Below are 20,105 nucleotides of genomic sequence, written 5' to 3'. Positions count from 1 at the left end.
GTCGTGGGAGGTCATGCGATCACCGTCGTCCTCTGATGGGCATCGCGGATGGTGCGCGTGCCGGCCATGCACAGGGCCGAGACGAACAGTCCGCCGGTGCCGGTGATGATCGCCGCCCAGCCGGTATCCACTCCGGCGCCGAGCAGGATGGTGAACAGTCCGGAGCCGGCGATGCCGCCGACCGGTGCCATCACGTGGGCCACATTGGTGCCCATGCCGCGCACGTGGGCGGGGAAGGACTCGCCCATGTAGAACAGCAGCGCCGCGTAGGGTCCGGTGAGGAAGAAGAGGGTCAGCGCATACAGCGGGATGATGACAGCCGGGTTCCCCGGGCCCAGCAGCATGATCAGGCTCACGATGCCGCCCGCCAGCCAGCCCAAGACGACGGTGCGTTTCCGGGTGATTTTGTCGCCTAGCCAGCCGTGGAACACGTAGCCGACGAAGCCCACCGCGTTGGCGAGGATCAGAATGACCAAGGCGTTGTCGAAGGAGACACCCTTGGCGCTGACCAGGATGGTGGTGCCAAGGACGGAGAAGATCATGATGGAGAGCCAGTTGAAGAACCACGCCAGGGCCAGCAGGGTGGTATGCCAGCGCAACTCCGGGGTGAAGACATCCTTGACGCCGGTGGCATGGTGGGCCGCCTCCTCGAGGTCGTGTTCGTCGGCGAGCCGGTGGGCGCCTTCGACATCGCCGGAGGCGCGGCGGCGTTTGACCTCCTGTATGGCGGCGAAGGTGGGCGATTCGGGCAACCGCAAGGCCAGGGCCACCACGACCAGGGACAGAACGGCCGCCACTACGAAGGTCCAGCGCCAGCCGATGATCGGGAGCAGCAGTGCCGAGAGGGCTGCCGAAATCAGTGCCCCCACCGGCCAACCGCCCTGCACCAGGGAGTACATCAGGCCCCGGCTCTTGGCCTCCTTGTAGATCTCGTTCAGGTAGACCGCGTTGACGACCTCCTCGGACATGGAGAACCCGGTGAAGGAGCGGATGATGACCAGGCTCACGGCGCCGGCCGCGAGGCCGGTCAAGCCGGAAGCCACCGCCCCGCCGAGCATGAGGATGATGAGGGCTCTTTTGCGGCCCATCCTGTCGAGAATGCTGCCAACGAGCAGGGAGATGATGAAAACGCCGATGGTTGCGAAGGTGTTGACGGCGGTGGAATGCGCGGTCGTCCAGCCGAACTCCTCGGCGATGACCGGCAGCAGGGTGCCGAACAGGGTGTAGTCATAGACCGAGGCGACCCAGGCGATGAAGCAGACGACCGAAACCTGGGTGATGGTCTTCTTGGTGATGGGGACATTCCACGGCTCGACGGGGCGTCCGTGGGGGGAACGAAGCGATGACATGGCGGCAGCTTTCTTTCACGCCGGGACTCTCAGGAGCCCTGCCGGGGGTGGCGGGAGGCGAAATCCCGCGCGAGGTCTTCCATGACGGCGAACTCAACGCCGTCATGCTGTTGGATGTGGTCGAACAGCCGCTCGAGCATCAGCAGGTTCTGCGGCTTGCCCGAGACATCCGGGTGGATGGTGATGGGGAAAACGGCGTAGTCCATCTCGCGGTACACCCAATCAAACTGGTCTTTCCAGAGTTGTTCGATGTCCCGGGGACTGACGAAGCCGTGGCTGTTGGGGCTGGACTTGATGAACATCATCGGAGGCAGGTCATCGAGGTACCAGGACGCCGGCACTTCAATGAGGTCGGTTTCCTCGCCGCGCACCAGCGGCTTCATCCATTCCCCGGCCGACTCGGCTTCGTAGTCGATCTTGGTCCAACTGTCCCCAACCCGCACGTAGTACGGGGTGAAGTCGTCGTGCATCAGCGAGTGGTCATACAGGAACCCGCGCTCAAGCAAGATTTCATTGGTCACCGGGGAGAACTCCCACCAGGGAGCCACATAGCCAACCGGCCTGCGCCCGGAACGCTGCTCGATCAGGTCGGTGCAGTAGTCAAGAACCTCGGTCTCCTGTTTCCGGGTCATGGCGATAGGGTTTTCGTGGCTATAGCCATGCACCCCGATCTCGTGCCCGGCAGCAACGACGGCGTCGAACTGCTCCGGAAACGTCTCGACGGAATGGCCCGGCCAGAACCAGGTCACGGGCATCTCACGGCGCTGGGCGAGCTGAAGCAGCCGGGGCACACCGACCTCGCCAGCGAAGATCCCACGCGAGATGTCGCCCGGAGAATCCTCCCCGCCGTAGGAACCCAACCAGCCGCCGACGGCGTCGACGTCGATGCCGACCGAGACGTAGATTTTTTTGGCCATGATCTCTCCTCCGGTAGCGGTGTGTTTTAGAGGTAGGCTTCGAACGCTCCTGGGAATTCTTCTGGTAACTTGCCGTAGGAAAGCAGGACAGCGGCGAGGATGCGCGCTTGGAAGGGGTTGAGGTCCTTCGAGGGGATGGCTCCGGCGGCTACCAAATCGATGCCGCCGCCGTTGCCATAGGTCGGGACCACAGGTCCCCACGGCGCCCGGGTGCTGAGCACGACGACGCAGCCATTCTCCGTCGCCCGTTTCGCCGCCTCGGCAAACCCCGGTCCGGCGTTGCCGACCCCGGTACCGGCCAGCACGACGGCGCGGCTCCCTAGCTGCACGGCGTAGTCCAGCAGATCCGGAGACGCGCCGGGATAGGCGGTGATGATTTCCACCCGGGTGTCATCGAACGCGCTCGACGGTACCGCCAACGGCGGGTAGCGGCGGGGCGTGGCAGTCACCACGAGCTGGCCGCCTGCCGTGTGCGCCACTTCCGTGCCACCGCCGAAAGGGCTGCCCGCGGTGGTATGCACCTTGCGGGCACCGCGGGCGGAACGGACTGTTCCGTTAAAGCAAATGAGCGCTCCGGCCCCGCGCAGATGCTCGTCGGCTGCTGCGCGGACCGCCTCTGCGACGTTCCGCGGGCCATCGGCGTCGGGACTGTCGGCAGTGCGTTGGGCGCCGGTGAGCACTACTGGCTTGGGCGAGGCGTGCACGAGGTCGAGCAGGAAGGCCGTTTCCTCGAGCGTGTCCGTACCGTGGGTGACCACCACGCCGTCGGTGTCTGGATCCTCGAGGGCCTGCCCGACCGCCTCGGCAATCCGGCGCAGGTCGGCAAGATCCAGCCGGTAGCTGCCGATGGTCATTACGTCGCGTGCGCTGACCGTGACATCCCCGTATTGCGCATCGACCAACGCAGACGAGGCGTCGGTAGCGACAGCTCCCCCGGCGCCGTGGCCGCGCGAGGCGATAGTACCGCCGGTGCCCAGCAGTTGGATATGGGCCACCCTGCGCCTCCTTCTCGAGCGAGGGGCCGGCTCCGAAGGGTCGGGCTATCTTTGCAAGAGCGCGCTACAACGGCTCCAGAATACGACGCCCATGACACCAAGAAAAGACAAAAGGGCATTCAAGCGGCCGATCTGGGTCTTGCACCGGTTGCTGCCGCAGAGGACCTCTCCGGCTCAGGCGGTGACAGCGGCGACGCTAGGCGCGATTGAAGCCCCGCAGTTTTCTTGCGGGGCTTCAATGGTTTCGGTTACAAGGCCCGGTCTCGGGCCGGTTCGTCGACTGGGGACTTATCCAGGAATGCCTTTACTTCGGAGTCATCGGACTTCGTCCAGGTCTCGTCCTTGGCGTCCTGGTCTTCCCGGCGGGTTTCCGGTGTGCGCTCGTTTTCCTTCCTAAAGCGCCATCCGAAATCCCTGTTCGAGGAGTAGCACATCACAAACCTCCTTCACCTCGACCCTTTAATCGTCCTCCGGTGAACGCCGGAAGCCAAGGGCCCAGCACGATCCTTCGCGCGCTCATACCCCCAAGTGCGCACACTCACCTTGCGAAGATAGCTCCGGCCCCCTCAGAAGCCCGTAGGGAATCCGGGGCCTATAGCCTTGCAGCGATCCGATCGGCGACGTCGAGCGCTGCTGCCTTCCCTGTGCGTAGTGCTCCTTCCATGAGGCACGTAAATTCAGCGTCTACGTACTCCCCAACCAAGTAAAGTCCGTCTTCGCTCGCCTGGATGGACGCATCGTCCTCGGCGGTCCAGCCGGGTGCGTGCGAGGAGAACCCGCCACGCGCCCACTCGTCCTCAGACCAAACCGTAAGATACCTTCCGCGATCAAGATCTAGATGAAGATCGGGGCGGATCGTATTGAGCTTCGATAACCACAGTTCATCTCCCTTCTGTGCGCCGATCTCGTCAATACCCGGGAGCGTGGCGACGAGGCTATGAACGACTGGCGCGACGGACCCACTCGAATCGACTGCTGTCCATGTCCAAAAGCGGCCAGGCACGGACATCACTGCGCTCGTCGGGGGCACTTCCTCGAGTGGGATGTGCAGCTTCGCTGCGTGTCCTTGCACCAACTTTTTGAGGGAGCGACGCTTTCGATCTGAAAGCGGAAGGGAGATCAGGTTTTCATTCCGAACGAACGATAGGGGCAGCGCGACGATCACGTAGTCGAACTCCGTTCGACCCGATCGCTCGGCGGTCACGGCAAAGCGATTTCCAACCCGTTCCACGGAACGGACAGGGTCTTCGAAGCGGATGTTTGGACCGACTCGTTCAGCAAGATGGAACGCAATTTGCTGGTTGCCATTTGCAACCCGCCAGCTGGGCTTTGGCGCAAAAGCGGCAGTGTGGTGCAGTGTGGCTGCGCTCACAGTTCCAGCTTCACAAGCAGTGGAGATCTCGATTCTCGTCTTGAGGCCGGCCTTAACCTCCGGCTTCACGTCCAGTTTTTCCAGAACTTCCGCAACCGACGGCTCATAATCGAAGTCGTCGAGCAGGCTTGTTGCTACAACACCCGCGGCCGCAATCTCATCGGTGGAGACGTGAGGGGTCTCCGCGAGCTCCCGAACGTAGTAGCTCATTCCGGTGTCAGTTAGTTCAAGGTCCGCCTCTGCGGCGATCGCACGCAACTCGTCGTAGCCTTCGAGGACGAACTCCGCCCCCCGTTCAACAACGGAGTCACCAATGCTGGTCTTTAAGGGACGCGACCAGACACGACCGCCGACGCGATCCCTTGCCTCGTAGACGGTAACATCCGCGCCTCGATCGACGAGGGTGCGCGCCGCCGATAGACCGGAGAATCCGGCCCCAAGGACGGCCACGCGCATCTCATTCTTGGAACTCATAGCACTCCGTTCTTTGGTTACGAACCTTAGATGGCTTTTGCTACTGAGAACTCGAGCTGACAAAACGGCCCTTTTCTGCAGCATCGCCTGTGTACGAAACAACCCTGGAGCAGGTCGAAAGATCATAGCGGAGCTGTCGGCTATTCCTGAGGCCAATAACGTCGCTTGTGAAAGGGATTGCCGAGAATTGCGAAGTCATGGAGAAGCAACGCGCGTGCGGAAACTATTGCGCCGAAGAAAATCTGCTGAGGGGGTTCTCTTAACAGCGGCGGATGACTTTGACCTTAAAGTGGCGGAGCCCAGCCTTTTGAGGACTGGGCTCCGCCGCGGGCGGGGACTACGGCTTGAGTACCACCTTGATGCAGCCGTCTTCCTTCTTCTGGAACTTCTCGTACATCTGTGGCGCCTCCTCAAGGGGGGCGCTGTGCGTCTTGAGGTCCAATACGCCGAGCGGGTCCGAGGGGTCATCGACCAGCGGCAGCAGGTCCTCGGTCCAGTGCCGCACGTTGCATTGGCCCATGCGCAGCTGGAGCTGCTTGTCGAACATTCTCATCAGCGGCAGGGGATCCTTCATGCCGCCGTAGACACCACTGATGGAAATCGTCCCGCCGCGCCTGACCGCCTCGATGGCGGTGTACAACGCGTCGAGCCTGTCCACTCCGGCCTCCTCCAGCGCCTTGCGGCCCAGTGCGGAGGGCAGCGCGCCCACCGCCTGGTGCACCGCCCCGGCCACGGGGGAACCGTGGGCCTCCATACCGACCGCGTCCACCACGGCATTCGGGCCGCGGCCGCCGGTGAGGTCCTTCAGCTGCTCGGACACCTCGTCAGTGGAGTCAAACGCCTGGATGCCATAGCGCTCGGCCATGGCCCGGCGTTCGGGGACCGGGTCCACAGCGAACACCTCGTACCCCAGATGCCGGCCGATCCGGGCGGTCAGCTGCCCGACCGGGCCCAAGCCCAGCACGGCGAGGGACCCACCCTGCGGCGGCGCGGCGTACTGCACGGCCTGCCAAGCGGTGGGCAGTATGTCGGACAGGTACAGGTAGCGCTCGTCCTCCCCGGTGTTCGGGACTTTGATGGGCCCGTAATCCGCGTGCGGGACGCGCAGGTACTCGGCCTGCCCGCCCGGTACGGAGCCGTAAAGGCGCGAATACCCGAGGAACTGGGCATTGTTGTTGTACTCGCGCACCTGGGTGATTTCGCACTGGGACTGCAGGCCCTGGGTGCACATGAAGCAGTGGCCGCATGAGACGTTGAACGGAATCACCACACGGTCCCCGGGCTTGATGTGTGTGACGGCGGAACCGACTTCCTCGACGATGCCCATCGGCTCGTGGCCGATAATGTCACCCTTGTCCATGAACGGAGTGAGCACCTCGTACAGGTGTAGGTCCGAACCGCAGATGGCGGTGGAGGTGATGCGGACGATTGCGTCCGTGGGTTCCTGGATTTTGGGATCCGGAACCTCTTCGACGCTTACCGAACGCTTTCCCTGCCATGTCAGTGCTTTCATCTGTCCTCCTTTTCGGGGCTGCCTCCCCTGGGCGATTCGCCCGGCGCCTTGCGGTCGACGGGAAACCGGGCCGGGATTGCGGTCTGCCCGGAGACGGTGCGCCGCGGCCGTGATCGTATCTGCATAAGCCGACGAGGAGAGGTTTGCCCCCTCCTCGTCAGCTATTTCAGCGGTGGTCAGCTATTGCTGCCCTGGTGGCTGTTTGCGCCGCCTTCCGCCTTGGCCTCATTGGGCTGTGCTTCTGCGCCCTTCCGACCGGCTGCGGAGGGATCAACACCGTTCCCGCTGCCAAAACTGCCACTGCTGGCCTGGCCACCCTTGCTGGCCTGCTGCTCCGTATCGTTACGGTTTCCGAACTGTCCGGGATTGTTCTGGTCTGCCATCACGTTCTCCTTTCATTTCGACTGCACGCCCACCATAAACACAAAAAGAATTAGTAAGCAAACTTGCTATCGTGGCGTTTGTCTGGTCATTCCGCTTGCATTTGGGGCGGCATGCGGGGCGGCATGAGCGGCGCGGGCAGAGCGCCGCGGCATGACGGCCGTGGCGGTCCGCACCGGGACGTGGCGCGGGCGTAGGGGCGCGTCAAGCAGCCACCGCCGTCGTTCGCCTGCCCGAGCCGCGGGGGCAGAACTGGTTAGCGCGCGGGGCAGAACTGGTTAGCGAACGCCCCTGATCTTGACTACGAAGACCGCCCCCAGCAGGCCGATGACGGCGGACAGGGCAAACAGCGCTGTATACCCGCCCAAATAAAGCACGGTGGGCGCAGCAATCAGCGGGGCGATGACCTGCGGGGACGACGCCGCGATGTTGATGACGCCCATGTCCTTGCCGCGGTCGGCGGCGCTGGGCAGCACCTCGGTCAGCAGGGCGAAGTCCACGGCCAGGAACATGCCGAAGCCCGCGCCGAGGACCATCGCCGCCACGATCACCGCCGGCCACGCCGGCGTGACCGCCACGATGATCGAGGCGGTCGCGATGGTCACCGAGGACGCGATGACGAATGGCTTGCGCCGGCCCGCCCGGTCGCTCAGCGGTCCGCCGATCAGGGCCATCAACACCACCATGGTGGCGTAGATACCGGTCAGCAGCAGCACGCCGGCGGCGGGGTTCGGATGCGCCACGGCGTCCTGCAGGAAGAAGAACAGGTAGAGGGTGAAGATGTTGTTGCCCAGGTTGACCAAGAAGCGGGTCAGCCATGCCCATCCGAAATCGGGGTACTTGGCCGGGGAGATCCAAAATCCCTTCAGGAAGCTCCGCCAGCCGAAGGGCGGGCGGTCCGTCTTCTCCAGCGGCGTGTCACGGCCGGCAATCACGAACGGGATGATGCTGGCCAGCAGGAACACGGCGCAGTAGATGTAACCGGCAACGAAACCGCCGGCCAGGTTCGCCAGTACCGCGCCCATCACAATGCCCAGCGTCTGGCCGATGGCGGCCAGTCCGCCGATCCGGCCGCGCTGCCGCCGGGGCACCCGGTCCGGGATGCTGGCGGTGACGGCTGCGTACGCTCCATTGCAACCGGCCTGCACCAGGCACCAACCGATCACCATCACGGCGATGTTGGGCGCCCCGGAAAGCAGCAGCAGTGCCGCGAAACCCAAAATGCCTCCGGCGAGCGCCCACGGCACTCGTCGCCCGAGCCGGGAGGTGGTGCGGTCGCTCAGGGCGCCGAAAATCGGATTCGCCACCAGCGAGACCGCAGCGCCGAATCCGGTGGCCATCGCGAGGACTGCTTCCTTGTTCACCGCGTCGAACGTCTGCGATTGCTGGGCGAGCAAAACCTGCAGCGGGCCGAAAAACGCCGCGTTGATGCCCAAATTGGTGAGGACGACGGCGGTGACCCAGCCGGGGCGGACCTTGACGGTCGGCTCTTGGAACGCCGCGGGAATTCCGAGCGCCGGCACGGGCTTACGCGGTTCCTGGACTGTCACCTTCGGCAGCCTCCTACCTGACGACGCGGCATGGCCGCAGGCCTAAAGTTGTGGCAACAGCGTACAGCCGCTGTCGGACAAGCAGGCACGGTCGCACCGTTTACCTCGATGTGGTCGGCGAACGGCAGGGCTGGAGCGGCAACCGGCGCCCCGCGTTAGCCAGCCGGCGCGGCAGAACGCTCCCTGGCAAGCCTCTTCAAGCCGCGTGAGACAAGCACCGGCTCCGGCCAGCGCGGGGACAGATTGTCGCCCAGCGTGACGCCCTTGAACTTGCGGCCGAACATCGGGATCACCCACTCCTGCAGCCAATCGCGCTCGCGCCGCAAAATCTCGCGCAGCCCGGCCGGGACGGGCGCCTCCGGTCGCTGCAATGTGAGTGTGTGGTCCACGCCGAGGGCTTCAAGCACCCGGGCCGCCATATACCTGTGCCCCAGCGAGGACATGTGCAGCCGGTCCGTGTCCCACATGCGCCGGTCCTGGTAGCGTTCGAACGCCCAGTGATCCACCAGTACAGCGTCGTAGCGGCGGGACAGTTCCCGGACGGCCTCGTTGAACGCCCAGTTGCGCCGCCGCATCGGTTCCAGCACGGGCGGCAGCATCACCTCGAACCCGGTGAAAAGGATCAACCTTGCGCCGGTTTCGGACAGTTGTCTAATGGCCTCTTCGTACTCGGCCATGAGCTCCGGCATGCTGCGCTTGAACTCCAGAATGTCGTTGCCGCCGGCGTAGAAGGAGACCAGTGTAGGTTGCAGGGCGATGGCCGGTTCCAGTTGGTCGGCGATGATCTGGTGCAGCCGCTTGCTGCGCACCGCAAGGTTCGCGTAGCGGAAGTCGGGGTCCTGCTTTGCCAGTTGTTTAGCCACCCGGTCTGCCCAACCGCGGACTCCGTTCGGAAAGTTCGGGTTGTAGTCCCCGACGCCCTCGGTAAAACTGTCGCCCAACGCCACGAAAAGTCCGCCCACGCGCTCACGCTAGCGCGAGCGGGGAAAGCCCGGGCAAACTCCGCATGAAAACCGCACGGCCAGTTGCCGCAGCGCTTCGCCGGCCGGACAGGCCCAAAAGCGCCGGAGAAGCCGCACTGGCCCGGTGGGCGCGCGCCGCATAGGCGTGGTTGCTGCGGTGAGCGGGAGGAGCTCAGCCGCGGGAGAGCGCCAGCTGCGGCGGGTCGAAGATCCACCGTTCCAGCGGCAGGGCCTCCGGCCGGAAGTCGGCGGCCAATTGGTCCAGCGGCGCGTCCGGCAGGTGCAGCGATTCCAGCAGCATGCCGCGCACGGCAGCGGCGTTGAGGCCGGTCATCGCCAGCGCCCCCAGTGTCACCGCACCATCCCGCTTGGCCAGGCGCCGCCGTCGTTCGTTGAGGACCAGCGGGACGTGGGCGTATTCCACCGGCGGCAGCCCCAGCAGTTGCGCGAGATACGCCTGCCGCGGAGCGGAGGACAGCAGGTCGTCGCCGCGCACCACCTGGTCCACGCCCTGGGCCGCGTCGTCCACCACCACCGCGAGGTTGTAGGCGGGCACCCCGTCGTTGCGCCGCAGCACGAAGTCGTCCACCATGCCGGTGAAGTCGCCGTGCAGCCGGTCGGCAACCGTGTAGCTTGCCGTGTCCGCGCGCAGCCGCAGCGCGGCGGGGCGGTCTTGGCGGCGCTCCTCGCGTTCGGCGTCGGTCAGGTTCCGGCAAGTCCCCGGGTAGGCGCCCTCCGGGGCATGCGGAGCACTGGGCGCTTCCGCAATTTCCCGACGGGTGCAGAAGCATTCGTAGACCAGGCCGGCCTCAGCCAGCTGTTCGAGCGCCCGCTGGTAGATCGGTCCGCGGTCGGTCTGCCGCACCACTTCGCCGTCCCAGTCGAGTCCGATGGCTGCCAGGTCTTCCAGCTGCTGGGCCTCGAAACCGGCACGTGCCCGGTCCAGGTCCTCTACCCGGATGAGGAAGCGGCGGCCGGTGCTGCGAGCGAAGAGCCAGGCCAGCACAGCGGTGCGCAGGTTGCCGATGTGCAGTTCGCCGGACGGGCTGGGCGCGAACCGTCCGGCGGCACGCAGCGGACCGGCGGGACTCTGGACTGCTGGCACGTCCCCACGGTAGCAGGACGGAAGCGGGCAGGCCGCGGGCCCCGTCCGGGCCCGACGGCGGGCCGGGCATCGAGCAGCAACTTCGGGCCGGCGGCAGGAAGGTATCAACCGCGTTCCGGGAGCCGTGCCCTGCCGGGTGTTGCCGGGCCTAATATGCTGGAGCCATGAGCGCACCCGACTCCCCCGAGGTAACCCCGATTGCCGTCACCGGATCCACTGGCCAAGTGGGCGGGATGGTGGCCAGCATGCTGGCGGAGCAGAACCTGCCGCTGCGGCTGATCCTTCGAGATCCCTCCCGAGCGCCGCAACTGCCGGGAACGACGACGGCGCGCGCCAGCTACGGCGACAAGGCCGCCGTGGTCGCGGCGCTGGCCGGCGTCGAGACCCTGTTCATGGTCTCTGCCGCCGAAGCCGAGGACCGCCTGCAGCAGCACTTCACCTTCATCGACGCCGCCATCGACGCCGGCGTGGAGCACATCGTCTACACCTCGTTCCTCGGCGCGGCCGAGGACGCCACGTTCACGCTGGCCCGCGACCACTTCGCCACCGAGGAGAAACTGCGTGGATCCGGCCTGAAGCACACGCTGCTGCGCAACAACTTCTACGCCGACATCCTGCCGCTCTTCGCCGACGAGGCCGGCGTGATCCGCGGGCCCGCGGACGACGGGAAGGCGGGCTTTGTGGCCCGCGAGGACGTAGCCCGGGCCGCCGCAGCCATCCTCGCCGAACCCATGCCGCACGCCGCATTTACCTACGAGCTGACCGGGCCGGAATCACTGACCCTGGCCGAGGCGGCCGCCGCCATCGCAGACGCAACCGGCCGTCCGACGTCGTTCCTCAACGAAACGGTGGAGGAGGCGTACGCCAGCCGCGCGCACTACGGCGCCCCGGACTGGCAGGTGGATGCCTGGGTCAGCACCTACACGGCGATCGCCGCCGGGGAGCTGGACCGGGTGACCCACGATGTGGACCTGCTGACCGGGCGCCCGGCGCTGAGCGTGCACCAGCTGTTCGCCCGGGACTGACCGGGACTGACCGTGGACGCCTGCGAGGCACCGCCGGGATCGAGTCGCCGCCGCCCGGATCCGCGCCGCCCGGATTCGGGGGCGCTCCGCCGTCGGACCCTACGCGTTCCAGAGGCCGTAGGAGTCCGCCAGCGAGGAAATCTTCTCGGCGCGGGCCAGGCGCGGCAGGTAGGAACCGTCGCCCACCACGGCACCGGCCGCGTGTGCGTCGAGCAGCTCGTGCGCCCACTTGATCTCCGACTCGCTGGGCGAAAGGCCCTTGTTGATGGTGTCGGCCGCTTCGGTCAGCAGGCAGAGCTTGCCGGTCATGCCCATGGACGCGGTTACCTTGCAGGCTTCGAGCAGCTCCTCGCCCAGCGCGCCTACCGTTGGGCCGTCGATCGGGCCGGGCAGCTGCCCCACCCGGGACGCGACCACCAGCCGGGAGCGGGCGTAGGCCAGCGCCATCGGTGAATCGCTGGCGCCGGTGTCGCGGCGGAAGTCGCCCACGCCGAAGGCCAGCCGGAAGGTGCCCGGCGCGCGGGCGATGTCCGTGGCGTTCTCGATGCCGATGGCGGATTCAATCAGCGCCAGCACCGGGGTGCCGGCCTGCAGCCGCATGGCCGTGTGGGTGACCTGCTCGGGCTTCTCCGTCATTGCCAGCATGACGCCGCGCAGGCCGGGCGCCTTGGACAGGGCGGCCAGGTCGTCGGCCCAATAGTCAGTTTCAATACCGTTCACGCGGACCCAGGCGGTCATGCCGGTGGACAGCGCCTCCACCACGCGCTCCCGGGCCTCGGCCTTGCCCTCCGCCGGGACGGCGTCTTCCATGTCGAAAATGACAGAGTCTGCTTCAGAGGCGAGCGCCGGGCCGAAATTCGCTTCGTCCGCCGCTGAGGCCAGCAGCCAGGAGCGGGAGAGTTTAGCGGGGAGGGCAGCGGCACGACGGTTTCTTAAAGCGGACATACCCCTAGCCTAATGTTTCCGCCGCCGGAGCCACCAACGGCGGGAGGAATGCCGGCTGAGGCGTCTGCCACGTGCTCTGCGCCCGCGCCCCGGCGCATAAGGCGGGCGCCTTAGACGGGCGCATCAGGCGGAGGCATCAGGTGGAGGCTTGATCCCGCTGTCGACGACGCCGGGCCAGCACGATTCCGACCGCCGCCGCAACTGCCAGCAGCAGCACGACGGCGATCCCCACCGGGGATCCTGCGGTCGCGGCCAGCCAGGCTTCCAGTGCCGCCAGCCCAACGGTGGCGTACAGCACCGCCCACAACACCGAGCCGATCACCACGGCCGGCAGGTACCGGCGCAGCGGCATCCGGCCCAGCCCCGCAGTGGCGTTGACCGCCGTTTGGACGCCCACCGTGAGGAAACACAGCACGACGGCGGGTGCTCCCCAGCGTGCGACGATCGCCTCCGCGCGGCGCATCGGCGGCGAATCCAGCTGGCGTGCCAGGCGGGTGTGCCTGCCGCCGGCGGCCACGGCCCTGCCGGCCCAATAGGTGGCGTTGGCCCGCAGCATCACAATGGCAAACAAAATGAGCACCGCAAGCCCAAACGGGAGACTGGCAATCTGCGCCATCAAGCCGGCTCCAACATGCTCCGCCGACGCCGCTCCCCCAGCGCAGCCACCCCGGCACCTTCCGTCCGGCGGTGTTCGGCGGCAGCGGCAACTGTCCGGCTCAGCGGGCACGTCTGCCGCACGGTGTCCTCCTGTGGGATGGCGGATGGCGGCATGAAGAGACGCCATGCCGGAAGGGATGTTAAGGGCACCTAACATCACCGCTGGAAGGGATGTCAACGCCGGCCGGCGTATGGGCCACTGCCTGAGAACGACGGCGGTGCGCACCTTCCGCGGTCGGGCGGGGAAAGTGCCCTACGCTGTGTTCATGGCCCAGCTGACGCCCCGCACCGCCGATGCCCTTCCCGCCGCCCAGGCGCAAAAGCTGCAGCGCGCGCTCGACGAAAGCGCCGATGTCACAGTGTTCGTGAATGGCACGGCGGTGAAGCTGCCCGCCCAAGCCGCGGACGCCGTCGTCGACATGCTGCGGAGGTTTGCCCACGGCGACGCGGTGATGGTGAGCTCCACCGTGGAGCTGCTGAACACGTCGCAGGCGGCCGAGGTGGCCGGGGTCTCGCTGACCTACATGCGGCGCCTGACCGATGCCGGCACCATTCCGGTCCAGTACCGCGGGACGCACCGGCGGATCCGGCTCTCCGATGTGCTGGCTTGGCTGGAAACCCGCACCGCGGCTCCGGACTCAGGCGCCCCGGGGGCAGCGCCGGAAGCATCCGGCGACCCAGGTGCCCCCGCCCGCCGGTAGCCTGCCTCACTCTCTTCCTGCCTTCCGGCACGGGCAGCCGCCGCCGGGGTGCACAGCCGACGCGATCGCGCTTAGGCTGGGTGCCACTGGCCCGGAGGTCGGGCCGGAAGGACAACCAGAGGAGACTCTCATCGTGGCCGACCTGCTTGCCCCGCTCGTGACCCTGCGCCATGGGGCCAAAATGCCGTTGCTTGGGCTGGGGACCTGGCCGCTGGACAATGCCGAAGTCGCCCAGACCGTCGAAACAGCCCTGGGGCTGGGTTACCGGCTGATCGACACGGCGGAGAACTACCAGAACGAAGAGGGCGTGGGCGAAGGGCTGCGACGCAGCGGACTGGACCGGTCCGACGTCTTCATCACCACCAAATTCAATAAGGAGTGGCACAGCGTCGACGGCGCGCGGGCGGCCTTCGAGGCCAGCGCACGGCGGCTGGGCGTCGACTACGTGGATTTGCTGCTGATCCACTGGCCGAATCCCGCGCAGGACCGTTACGTGGAGGCGTTCCAGGGACTGGCCCGGCTGCTGGCGGACGGTAGCGTGCGGGCGATCGGCACCTCCAACTTCAAGGCCGCGCACCTGCAGCGGCTGTTCGACGCCGGGCTGGTGCCCGAGGTCAACCAGATCCAATTGGACCCGCGGCACACCCGCAGCGACTTGGTGGAGATCCACCGCGAACACGGCATCGTGACCGAGTCGTGGAGCCCGCTAGGGCGCGGCGGGGACCTGCTCCGCGAACCGGCCGTGCAGTCGCTGGCCGACAAGTACGGCAAGACTCCGGCGCAGGTGGTGCTGCGCTGGCACACCCAGCTGGGGCACGTGCCGATCCCCAAGTCCGCGCAGCCGGACCGGCTGGCCGAGAACTTCGCCATTTTCGACTTCATGATGGAGGCCGCAGAGCTGGACCAACTGTCCGCCCTGGATCGCGGCACGAAGGACATTGCCGACGCCGACGTCTTCGGGCATTAGGCGGCCTGTTCTGCGCCTGCCGTTAGCTGGCGCCTGACACTGGCCGTCGGCGTAGGCTGCCCGGCCTGCACTGCCCGGGAACGCAGCTGGCCCAACGCCGTCCGAAAAGCGCAGCTGGCCCAACGCCGTCCGAAAAGCCCAGCGGGCGCCCCTCCGGTGGGAGGAGCGCCCGCCACGGCAAGTCGGGTCCTAGCGGCTTCCCGCCAGTGCTTCCTGCTGCGCGGCTCCCGGCTGGGCGGCAGCGGCCGGCGCCACCAAGGCCGCGGGCTTGCGCAGCACCATCAGGGCTGTGGCGCCCAGTACCAGCGGCAGCACGAAGACGAAGTAGATGTTGCCCGGGACCCAGCCGGCATCCACCAGCGCTCCAGCCAGGATCGGAGAGATGATTCCGCCGCAGCGGCCGATGCCGCCGATCAGCCCCACGGCAGTCGCGCGCAGGGAGGCGTCGTAGTAGACCGGACCGATGGTGAACATGCCGGCAATGGACGCATTAGTCAGCATGCCCAGCAACACCGCTCCCATCAGCGCCGGGTTCAGCGTGTCGGCCAGCAGGGCGAAGACGGCGAAGGAGACCGCCGCCAGGACGAAGAAGACGGCCAGCGTGCGCTTGAGCGGGAACCGGGCGCCGGCCCAAGCGAAGACCATTGCCCCGATAATCGCTCCGACGCTGAACAGCACGCCAGCGGTGATGCCCTGGTTGGCCGAATATCCGGATTCGGTCAGCAGTCGCGGGGTCCAGGAGTTGGCGAAGTAGAAGCTGCCCATGATCATCATGAAGGCGAAGGCCAGCAGCACGGTCTTCTTGGCTTGGCCGTTGGCGAAGACCGCCACCAGGTTGTTCTTCGGCCGTCCGGTGGTGTCCGGAGCGGCAGGAAGGGCGTCCAGTTCGGGCTGCTCCAGCCGGACCAAGATCTTGTTGATCTCAGTCAGTGCGTTCTCGGGCCGCTTGGCATTGAGGTAATCGATGGACTCGGGCAGCCACTTGAGCACAATGGGGAGCATGGCCAGCGTGATCACGCCGCCGAAAATGAACCCAGCGTGCCATTCGAAGTAGGACAGGAGCGCGGCCACGATGATGCCGCCAAGCACACCGCCGATGGGTTGACCGGCGGCGTAGATGCTCACTGCCGTGGCCCGTCGCCGGGCATTGGCGTATTCGGCCACCATCACGTTGAGACTGGTCTGCATGGTTCCCACCGCAATGCCGGTGAGGATGCGCAGCACCAACAGGACCTCGTAGTTCGGAGCCATCGCGGAGGCGAACATTCCGAGCGTGATCACGGAGGTGGACAGGATGATGGTTTTCCGGCGGCCGATCTTGTCCGCGATCTGTGCCACAAAAATCGCGCCGATGGTCATGCCGGCCAGCGCGGAGCTGAGCAGGATGCCCAGCTCTGATCCACTCAGCCCCCAAACTTCGCTAATCGCCGTCGCACTGAAAGCCAAGACCAAAACGTCGTAGCCGTCAATGAAGTTCAGGGCCAGACAGATGGCAACAATGCCCACCTGCGCCTTCGTCATCGGGGACGCTTCGATGCGTGCCTTGATATCCATGGTGCCTACTTCTCTTGTGGATCTCTGGTGCCAGGAGCGCTTGCTTCCAACTGCGACGGCGGTGCGCGACGACGCTGCGCCTCGCACCAACCGACCGAACGTTCGGAAACTTCGTCCGTATACGGAGGGTTACACTACTCGGCCTCCGGCAAGGATCACAATTTGACCTTCGTCACAGATTAAGCAATTGATGTAGACGTGAACGTGTCCCCTGCCACGCTGAGTCCCACCGGCGATTCCCTGGACCGCGAGCGGTACCGCAGCTTCCAGTTGCGGCGCGCCCTGCAATTCCACGGCGCCCTGTGGCAACGTGAAGTGTCCACCGAGGTGTCTTCGGTGGCCTATGGCGTGTTGCTCGCACTCCGGGATGCACCTGGCATCGGGCAACGTGAACTGGGCCGGCTGGCGCAGCTGGATAAGTCCACCCTCGCCGAGCTGCTGAAGCGCCTGGAGCTGTTGGGACTGATCAGCACCTGCCGGGACGAAGCCGACCGGCGGCGCAAGAGCGTGACCTTGGAGGATGCCGGGAAGACGGTGCTCCAGCAGTTGATGCCAGACGCACTGCGGGTCAACAAACTGTTGGCGGAAGGTCTGGACCCGGAGGAAGCAGCACAGCTGGATGCGCTGCTGGACAAACTGCTGACCTCACCCGCCGCCGAAACCAATACCGGCGGCTGATCGCGTTCCACATTGCAGCGAGTCCTAGCACCAGACGACGCTTCACCGAGCCTCGCAGAAAAAGGATCAGGCCGGAGCGTTGGGGAGGCTCCGGCCTGATCCCCTTGGGGGGAGGATGGCTTAGTATCCGGCGGAATGCCGGCGGGTATTCTCTTATTGCCAGGCCTGGTCTGCCCACGCGGCGTCACGCAGATAGTCGCTGCCGGTGAGGTTCCAGAGATCGTCATCCTGACCGTGCGCACCCAGTACGCCCACCTGGTCCAAATCGGATGTTCTGTCGCTTGGGACTTCCGGCACCCTGGCTTCGGGTCCGATCGACGAGAAACCGAACGGGCTCATTTTGTCCTCTTTTCCAACATGGAGGATTCGACCTCCGGCGACCATGCTCTGGCATAGACACCGAGTGCGGCTTCCTCCCAGGTAGTGAAACCCAGCCGGTTCATCAACAGGTGGGCCTGACAGAACGTCAATTGCTGGGCACTGCGGCTCACGCGGGCCCGATCTGCGCGGTAGAGGTACGAGTCAAGGGTCCTGATCCAGCGGCGACGCCAGTTCTGCACGCTGCTCTCGTCCGCGGTGGCCGCCATCAGCCGGTGCATGGGAGCCGTGCGCGCGACCAAGCCGGCGGTGAGACTGTGCCGCGCCTTCGGTGCCGAGCGGCCCAACTCGGCCGTGGAGACCCTCAGGTGGTTGTCCCAGCAGTACTCCCAGGAAAGCCTGCTGCGGTCCGGCCACTGCTGCGCCTTCGGCCCGTACATCATGGCCCAGGCAGCATCGCAAAGGAGCAACGAGGCCAGCGCCGAACGGCCCTGCGTCTTACTGAAGCGCTGCGTGGCCCACATGGCCAGCTCGGAGGAAAGTTCGAACACCTCCTCCGCCAGTTCCAACCCTTCCGGTCCGCCGAAGCGGTCCAGGTCGGCTTCCGGAACGGGGACAACGGCGTCGCCGGCGGAAGTCTGGATGGAGCCCTCGCTGCCCCAAGGCAGCACGAAGTTCTCCTGGGTCGTCAGGTCGGGAAGGATGTCCAGGACCCGGTCCCGGGCCGCGAGCTCAAACCTTTGGAGGCTATCGAGGATTGGGCGGCGGCCCAGGAACCGGACCTTCAAGTGAGGCCCCATCTGGTCGGCACTGTGGCTGAAGTACCAGCGGCCCACGCCTTCGCGGCGAGCGTGAGCGACCAGCGGTGTAACCAGTTCTCCTATGACGGCGTCGACTACGTCCTGCCTACCCGTGTAAATAGACAGAACCCACCAGTACGGTTTGACGTTCACCGAACTTGTCGGGCGGATGGCTGTCAGCTGGCTCATGCGCTTCTCCTGGTTCGATGTTCTGGTGGTTGGGGAGGGATAGTCGGCGTCATCCTGGTTGCGGGATCAGCACAGTGCCGATGAGATGGGGCGGCTTTTTACCAGTCCCAGATAAGGGCGGAAGTGGAGACGGTGACTGACTTTGCGGACTGCGGGGCCGGACCTAGATCGGCGGCTACTGCCGGGGTGGCCGCCGAGACCGCCCCCAATGCAACGAGCAGCCCTGCCGCGATGCTTGCGATCTTTTTGAACATGTCATTCCCTTCACATGGCTTCGGTTCGTACGGTGGCTAATCCAGCCGAACTGCTCGGCCCGACAACTCCAAGAGTTCCGTGCTTCTGCTCCGCCTGTCCAGCCAATCCACTTGCAACATCCGGACATGCCCTGATCGTGCCTTGGGGCTTGCACTGACAGGTTCCGGACACGGCGCCGGGAGCCCACTTCTCCGCATGATTCCGCGGAAATACGCTGGTTAGACGGTTGGCCAGACAAACGCCATGAGCGGGTGGCATAATGTGGCCATGGCAGCAAGTAGCCGCCTTGGCGCGGCGCAAGATCGGCCCAAGGACTGCCCTAGACTAGCCAAAGGGCCGCCGAAGAGCGGCTGAAATAGCAAGCCCTGCGTGATACATAGATGAATCAACCAGAGGAGCGCCCCATGCTGAGCGGGACGGCATTCGAGGTCTATGAGTTCGCTGTGGCCCACCCCGGCTGGACCAAGGAGACCGCGTCCACGGCCCTCGGCTACACCATCCGCGACCTCAACATTGCCATCGGGGAGCTGGTCAGCCGGCAGTTGCTGCAGCAGCCGGCACCAGACGTGGAGTGCTACGTCGCCATCTCCCCCGACGTTGCGCTCTCGCAGTTGGTGGATTCAGATGAGCGGCTGCTGATCGACCTGCGCACCAAGATCAGCGGACACCGCGCCGACATGGCCGCCCTGGTTCCCACCTACTTGGCGGCGCGCAAGCGCGTATCGCTCGATTCTTCCGTGGAGGTCCTCGAAGACCCCGGAGTGATCCGCAAACTGCTGGTGGACTATGGCCGCGACGTCGCCGAGCAGGTGCTCATCAGCCAGCCCGGGTCCGGCTCCTCGGCCGATGTCCATGAAGAGGGCATCCAGAAGGACCTCGAGCTGCTCAAACGCGGGGTGGTCCGCAAGAACATCAGCCATGCCAGCACCTTGGACCACGTCCCCACGCGCAAAGCGGTCGCCGCCATCTCCCCGGCGGGAGGCGAGTACCGCACGCTCCCCTACGTGCCGCTGAAGATCATGATCTTCGACCGCAACCTCGCTTTGATCGGCCGCCAACTGCACCCGGAAGACCGCGGCGCGCTGGTGGTGCGCGACTTCAACCTCATCCAGGTTTTCATCAACCTGTTCCACGTGGCGTGGGAGCTGGCCGACCCCTATGTGCTCGACGGACAGGACGGCGCCACGTCGGCCCTCAACGGCATCCAGCAATCCATCCTCAACGCCATGGCGGCCGGGTACTCCGATGAAGTGATTGCCCGGCGGCTGGACATCAGTGTCCGCACCTGCAGGCGGCACATCGCTTGGATGCTGGAGCAGCTTGGCGCCGACAGCCGATTCCAAGCTGCGCTGAGGGCCCGGGACGCTGGGTGGCTCTGAGCCGAAGCAGCACCAATAG

The 20,105-nt window shown here is 65.7% G+C and carries 21 protein-coding genes; 5 read left to right on the top strand and 16 right to left on the bottom strand.

Annotation, left to right across the window (positions count from 1 at the left end; translation table 11 throughout):
• Nucleotides 1-11: 11 nt before the first annotated feature.
• The 10 genes from AC5RWX_RS01535 to gluQRS all read right to left on the bottom strand — a co-directional run bounded on the left by AC5RWX_RS01535 (nucleotide 12) and on the right by gluQRS (nucleotide 10,588).
• On the bottom strand, nucleotides 12-1,349 hold the full coding sequence (locus AC5RWX_RS01535; RefSeq protein WP_493944047.1) for an MFS transporter: 1,338 nt from the start codon (nucleotides 1,347-1,349) through the stop codon (nucleotides 12-14).
• Nucleotides 1,350-1,378: 29 nt separating this feature from the next.
• A complete protein-coding gene (locus tag AC5RWX_RS01530) occupies nucleotides 1,379-2,266 on the bottom strand; it encodes a polysaccharide deacetylase family protein (RefSeq protein ID WP_493941113.1) in 888 nt (295 codons plus the stop codon).
• 26 nt (nucleotides 2,267-2,292) lie between these two features.
• A complete protein-coding gene (locus AC5RWX_RS01525) occupies nucleotides 2,293-3,261 on the bottom strand; it encodes an asparaginase (RefSeq protein WP_494096895.1) in 969 nt (322 codons plus the stop codon).
• A 248-nt stretch (nucleotides 3,262-3,509) separates the two neighbouring features.
• The gene (locus AC5RWX_RS01520) at nucleotides 3,510-3,695 is read right to left on the bottom strand and encodes a hypothetical protein (RefSeq protein ID WP_493941111.1); all 186 of its coding nucleotides are present in this window, start codon (nucleotides 3,693-3,695) and stop codon (nucleotides 3,510-3,512) included.
• Nucleotides 3,696-3,853: 158 nt separating this feature from the next.
• Nucleotides 3,854-5,263 (bottom strand): flavin monoamine oxidase family protein, encoded by a 1,410-nt coding sequence (locus tag AC5RWX_RS01515; protein WP_494096894.1) that lies wholly within the window; start codon nucleotides 5,261-5,263, stop codon nucleotides 3,854-3,856.
• 181 nt (nucleotides 5,264-5,444) lie between these two features.
• Complete coding sequence (locus AC5RWX_RS01510; protein ID WP_493941109.1) at nucleotides 5,445-6,620, bottom strand: zinc-dependent alcohol dehydrogenase; 1,176 nt, start codon at nucleotides 6,618-6,620, stop codon at nucleotides 5,445-5,447.
• Nucleotides 6,621-6,796: 176 nt separating this feature from the next.
• Entirely contained in the window at nucleotides 6,797-7,003 is a 207-nt protein-coding gene (locus AC5RWX_RS01505) for a stress protein (RefSeq protein ID WP_493941108.1), read from the bottom strand.
• A gap of 276 nt (nucleotides 7,004-7,279) precedes the next feature.
• Nucleotides 7,280-8,551, bottom strand: a complete 1,272-nt coding sequence (locus AC5RWX_RS01500) for an MFS transporter (RefSeq protein WP_494096893.1) — start codon at nucleotides 8,549-8,551, stop codon at nucleotides 7,280-7,282.
• Between the two features lie 155 nt (nucleotides 8,552-8,706).
• Nucleotides 8,707-9,513 carry an SGNH/GDSL hydrolase family protein gene (locus AC5RWX_RS01495; RefSeq protein ID WP_494096892.1) on the bottom strand — a complete coding sequence of 269 codons (807 nt, stop codon included), beginning with the start codon at nucleotides 9,511-9,513 and terminating at the stop codon, nucleotides 8,707-8,709.
• Nucleotides 9,514-9,685: 172 nt separating this feature from the next.
• Nucleotides 9,686-10,588 carry a tRNA glutamyl-Q(34) synthetase GluQRS gene (gene gluQRS / locus AC5RWX_RS01490; RefSeq protein ID WP_494096956.1) on the bottom strand — a complete coding sequence of 301 codons (903 nt, stop codon included), beginning with the start codon at nucleotides 10,586-10,588 and terminating at the stop codon, nucleotides 9,686-9,688.
• A 194-nt stretch (nucleotides 10,589-10,782) separates the two neighbouring features.
• On the opposite strand from gluQRS, the gene AC5RWX_RS01485 reads away from it, so the two are divergent.
• Nucleotides 10,783-11,643, top strand: a complete 861-nt coding sequence (locus AC5RWX_RS01485) for an SDR family oxidoreductase (RefSeq protein ID WP_494096891.1) — start codon at nucleotides 10,783-10,785, stop codon at nucleotides 11,641-11,643.
• A 99-nt stretch (nucleotides 11,644-11,742) separates the two neighbouring features.
• Here AC5RWX_RS01485 and AC5RWX_RS01480 read toward each other — a convergent pair whose 3' ends face one another.
• Nucleotides 11,743-12,588 carry an HpcH/HpaI aldolase/citrate lyase family protein gene (locus AC5RWX_RS01480; protein WP_493941104.1) on the bottom strand — a complete coding sequence of 282 codons (846 nt, stop codon included), beginning with the start codon at nucleotides 12,586-12,588 and terminating at the stop codon, nucleotides 11,743-11,745.
• 136 nt (nucleotides 12,589-12,724) lie between these two features.
• On the bottom strand, nucleotides 12,725-13,204 hold the full coding sequence (locus AC5RWX_RS01475; protein ID WP_494096890.1) for a DedA family protein: 480 nt from the start codon (nucleotides 13,202-13,204) through the stop codon (nucleotides 12,725-12,727).
• A gap of 307 nt (nucleotides 13,205-13,511) precedes the next feature.
• On the opposite strand from AC5RWX_RS01475, the gene AC5RWX_RS01470 reads away from it, so the two are divergent.
• Nucleotides 13,512-13,946, top strand: a complete 435-nt coding sequence (locus AC5RWX_RS01470) for a helix-turn-helix domain-containing protein (protein ID WP_494063405.1) — start codon at nucleotides 13,512-13,514, stop codon at nucleotides 13,944-13,946.
• A 133-nt stretch (nucleotides 13,947-14,079) separates the two neighbouring features.
• A complete protein-coding gene (locus AC5RWX_RS01465) occupies nucleotides 14,080-14,913 on the top strand; it encodes an aldo/keto reductase (protein ID WP_493956719.1) in 834 nt (277 codons plus the stop codon).
• Nucleotides 14,914-15,102: 189 nt separating this feature from the next.
• Here AC5RWX_RS01465 and AC5RWX_RS01460 read toward each other — a convergent pair whose 3' ends face one another.
• Complete coding sequence (locus tag AC5RWX_RS01460; protein WP_494096889.1) at nucleotides 15,103-16,467, bottom strand: MFS transporter; 1,365 nt, start codon at nucleotides 16,465-16,467, stop codon at nucleotides 15,103-15,105.
• 198 nt (nucleotides 16,468-16,665) lie between these two features.
• On the opposite strand from AC5RWX_RS01460, the gene AC5RWX_RS01455 reads away from it, so the two are divergent.
• Complete coding sequence (locus AC5RWX_RS01455; RefSeq protein WP_494063407.1) at nucleotides 16,666-17,145, top strand: MarR family winged helix-turn-helix transcriptional regulator; 480 nt, start codon at nucleotides 16,666-16,668, stop codon at nucleotides 17,143-17,145.
• A gap of 153 nt (nucleotides 17,146-17,298) precedes the next feature.
• Here the strand turns inward: AC5RWX_RS01455 and AC5RWX_RS01450 are convergent, their stop codons facing one another.
• From AC5RWX_RS01450 to AC5RWX_RS01440, 3 genes are all read right to left on the bottom strand, one after another.
• Complete coding sequence (locus tag AC5RWX_RS01450; RefSeq protein WP_493941098.1) at nucleotides 17,299-17,484, bottom strand: hypothetical protein; 186 nt, start codon at nucleotides 17,482-17,484, stop codon at nucleotides 17,299-17,301.
• Nucleotides 17,481-18,452 (bottom strand): lantibiotic dehydratase C-terminal domain-containing protein, encoded by a 972-nt coding sequence (locus AC5RWX_RS01445; protein ID WP_493941097.1) that lies wholly within the window; start codon nucleotides 18,450-18,452, stop codon nucleotides 17,481-17,483. Before AC5RWX_RS01445 ends, AC5RWX_RS01450 begins: the two co-directional genes overlap by 4 nt.
• Nucleotides 18,453-18,550: 98 nt before the next feature.
• On the bottom strand, nucleotides 18,551-18,706 hold the full coding sequence (locus AC5RWX_RS01440; protein WP_493941096.1) for a hypothetical protein: 156 nt from the start codon (nucleotides 18,704-18,706) through the stop codon (nucleotides 18,551-18,553).
• Nucleotides 18,707-19,111: 405 nt separating this feature from the next.
• Here AC5RWX_RS01440 and AC5RWX_RS01435 point away from each other — a divergent pair, with 405 nt between their 5' ends.
• Nucleotides 19,112-20,086, top strand: coding sequence for a helix-turn-helix transcriptional regulator (locus AC5RWX_RS01435; protein WP_493944032.1), 975 nt, complete (start codon nucleotides 19,112-19,114; stop codon nucleotides 20,084-20,086).
• Nucleotides 20,087-20,105: the final 19 nt, after the last annotated feature.

Source organism: Arthrobacter sp. SPT-J7 (assembly GCF_059089965.1).
The sequence above is the reverse complement of the archived record's forward strand: the minus strand, read 5'-3'. Positions and strand labels throughout refer to the sequence as shown.

Coding starts and splice junctions, on each gene's coding strand:
- AC5RWX_RS01535 (WP_493944047.1), bottom strand. CDS start 1,349: ATGTCATCGCTTCGTTCCCCCCACGGACGCCCCGTCGAGCCGTGGAAT.
- AC5RWX_RS01530 (WP_493941113.1), bottom strand. CDS start 2,266: ATGGCCAAAAAAATCTACGTCTCGGTCGGCATCGACGTCGACGCCGTC.
- AC5RWX_RS01520 (WP_493941111.1), bottom strand. CDS start 3,695: ATGTGCTACTCCTCGAACAGGGATTTCGGATGGCGCTTTAGGAAGGAA.
- AC5RWX_RS01510 (WP_493941109.1), bottom strand. CDS start 6,620: ATGAAAGCACTGACATGGCAGGGAAAGCGTTCGGTAAGCGTCGAAGAG.
- AC5RWX_RS01505 (WP_493941108.1), bottom strand. CDS start 7,003: ATGGCAGACCAGAACAATCCCGGACAGTTCGGAAACCGTAACGATACG.
- AC5RWX_RS01485 (WP_494096891.1), top strand. CDS start 10,783: ATGAGCGCACCCGACTCCCCCGAGGTAACCCCGATTGCCGTCACCGGA.
- AC5RWX_RS01480 (WP_493941104.1), bottom strand. CDS start 12,588: ATGTCCGCTTTAAGAAACCGTCGTGCCGCTGCCCTCCCCGCTAAACTC.
- AC5RWX_RS01475 (WP_494096890.1), bottom strand. CDS start 13,204: ATGGCGCAGATTGCCAGTCTCCCGTTTGGGCTTGCGGTGCTCATTTTG.
- AC5RWX_RS01470 (WP_494063405.1), top strand. CDS start 13,512: ATGGCCCAGCTGACGCCCCGCACCGCCGATGCCCTTCCCGCCGCCCAG.
- AC5RWX_RS01460 (WP_494096889.1), bottom strand. CDS start 16,467: ATGGATATCAAGGCACGCATCGAAGCGTCCCCGATGACGAAGGCGCAG.
- AC5RWX_RS01450 (WP_493941098.1), bottom strand. CDS start 17,484: ATGAGCCCGTTCGGTTTCTCGTCGATCGGACCCGAAGCCAGGGTGCCG.
- AC5RWX_RS01445 (WP_493941097.1), bottom strand. CDS start 18,452: ATGAGCCAGCTGACAGCCATCCGCCCGACAAGTTCGGTGAACGTCAAA.
- AC5RWX_RS01440 (WP_493941096.1), bottom strand. CDS start 18,706: ATGTTCAAAAAGATCGCAAGCATCGCGGCAGGGCTGCTCGTTGCATTG.
- AC5RWX_RS01435 (WP_493944032.1), top strand. CDS start 19,112: ATGCTGAGCGGGACGGCATTCGAGGTCTATGAGTTCGCTGTGGCCCAC.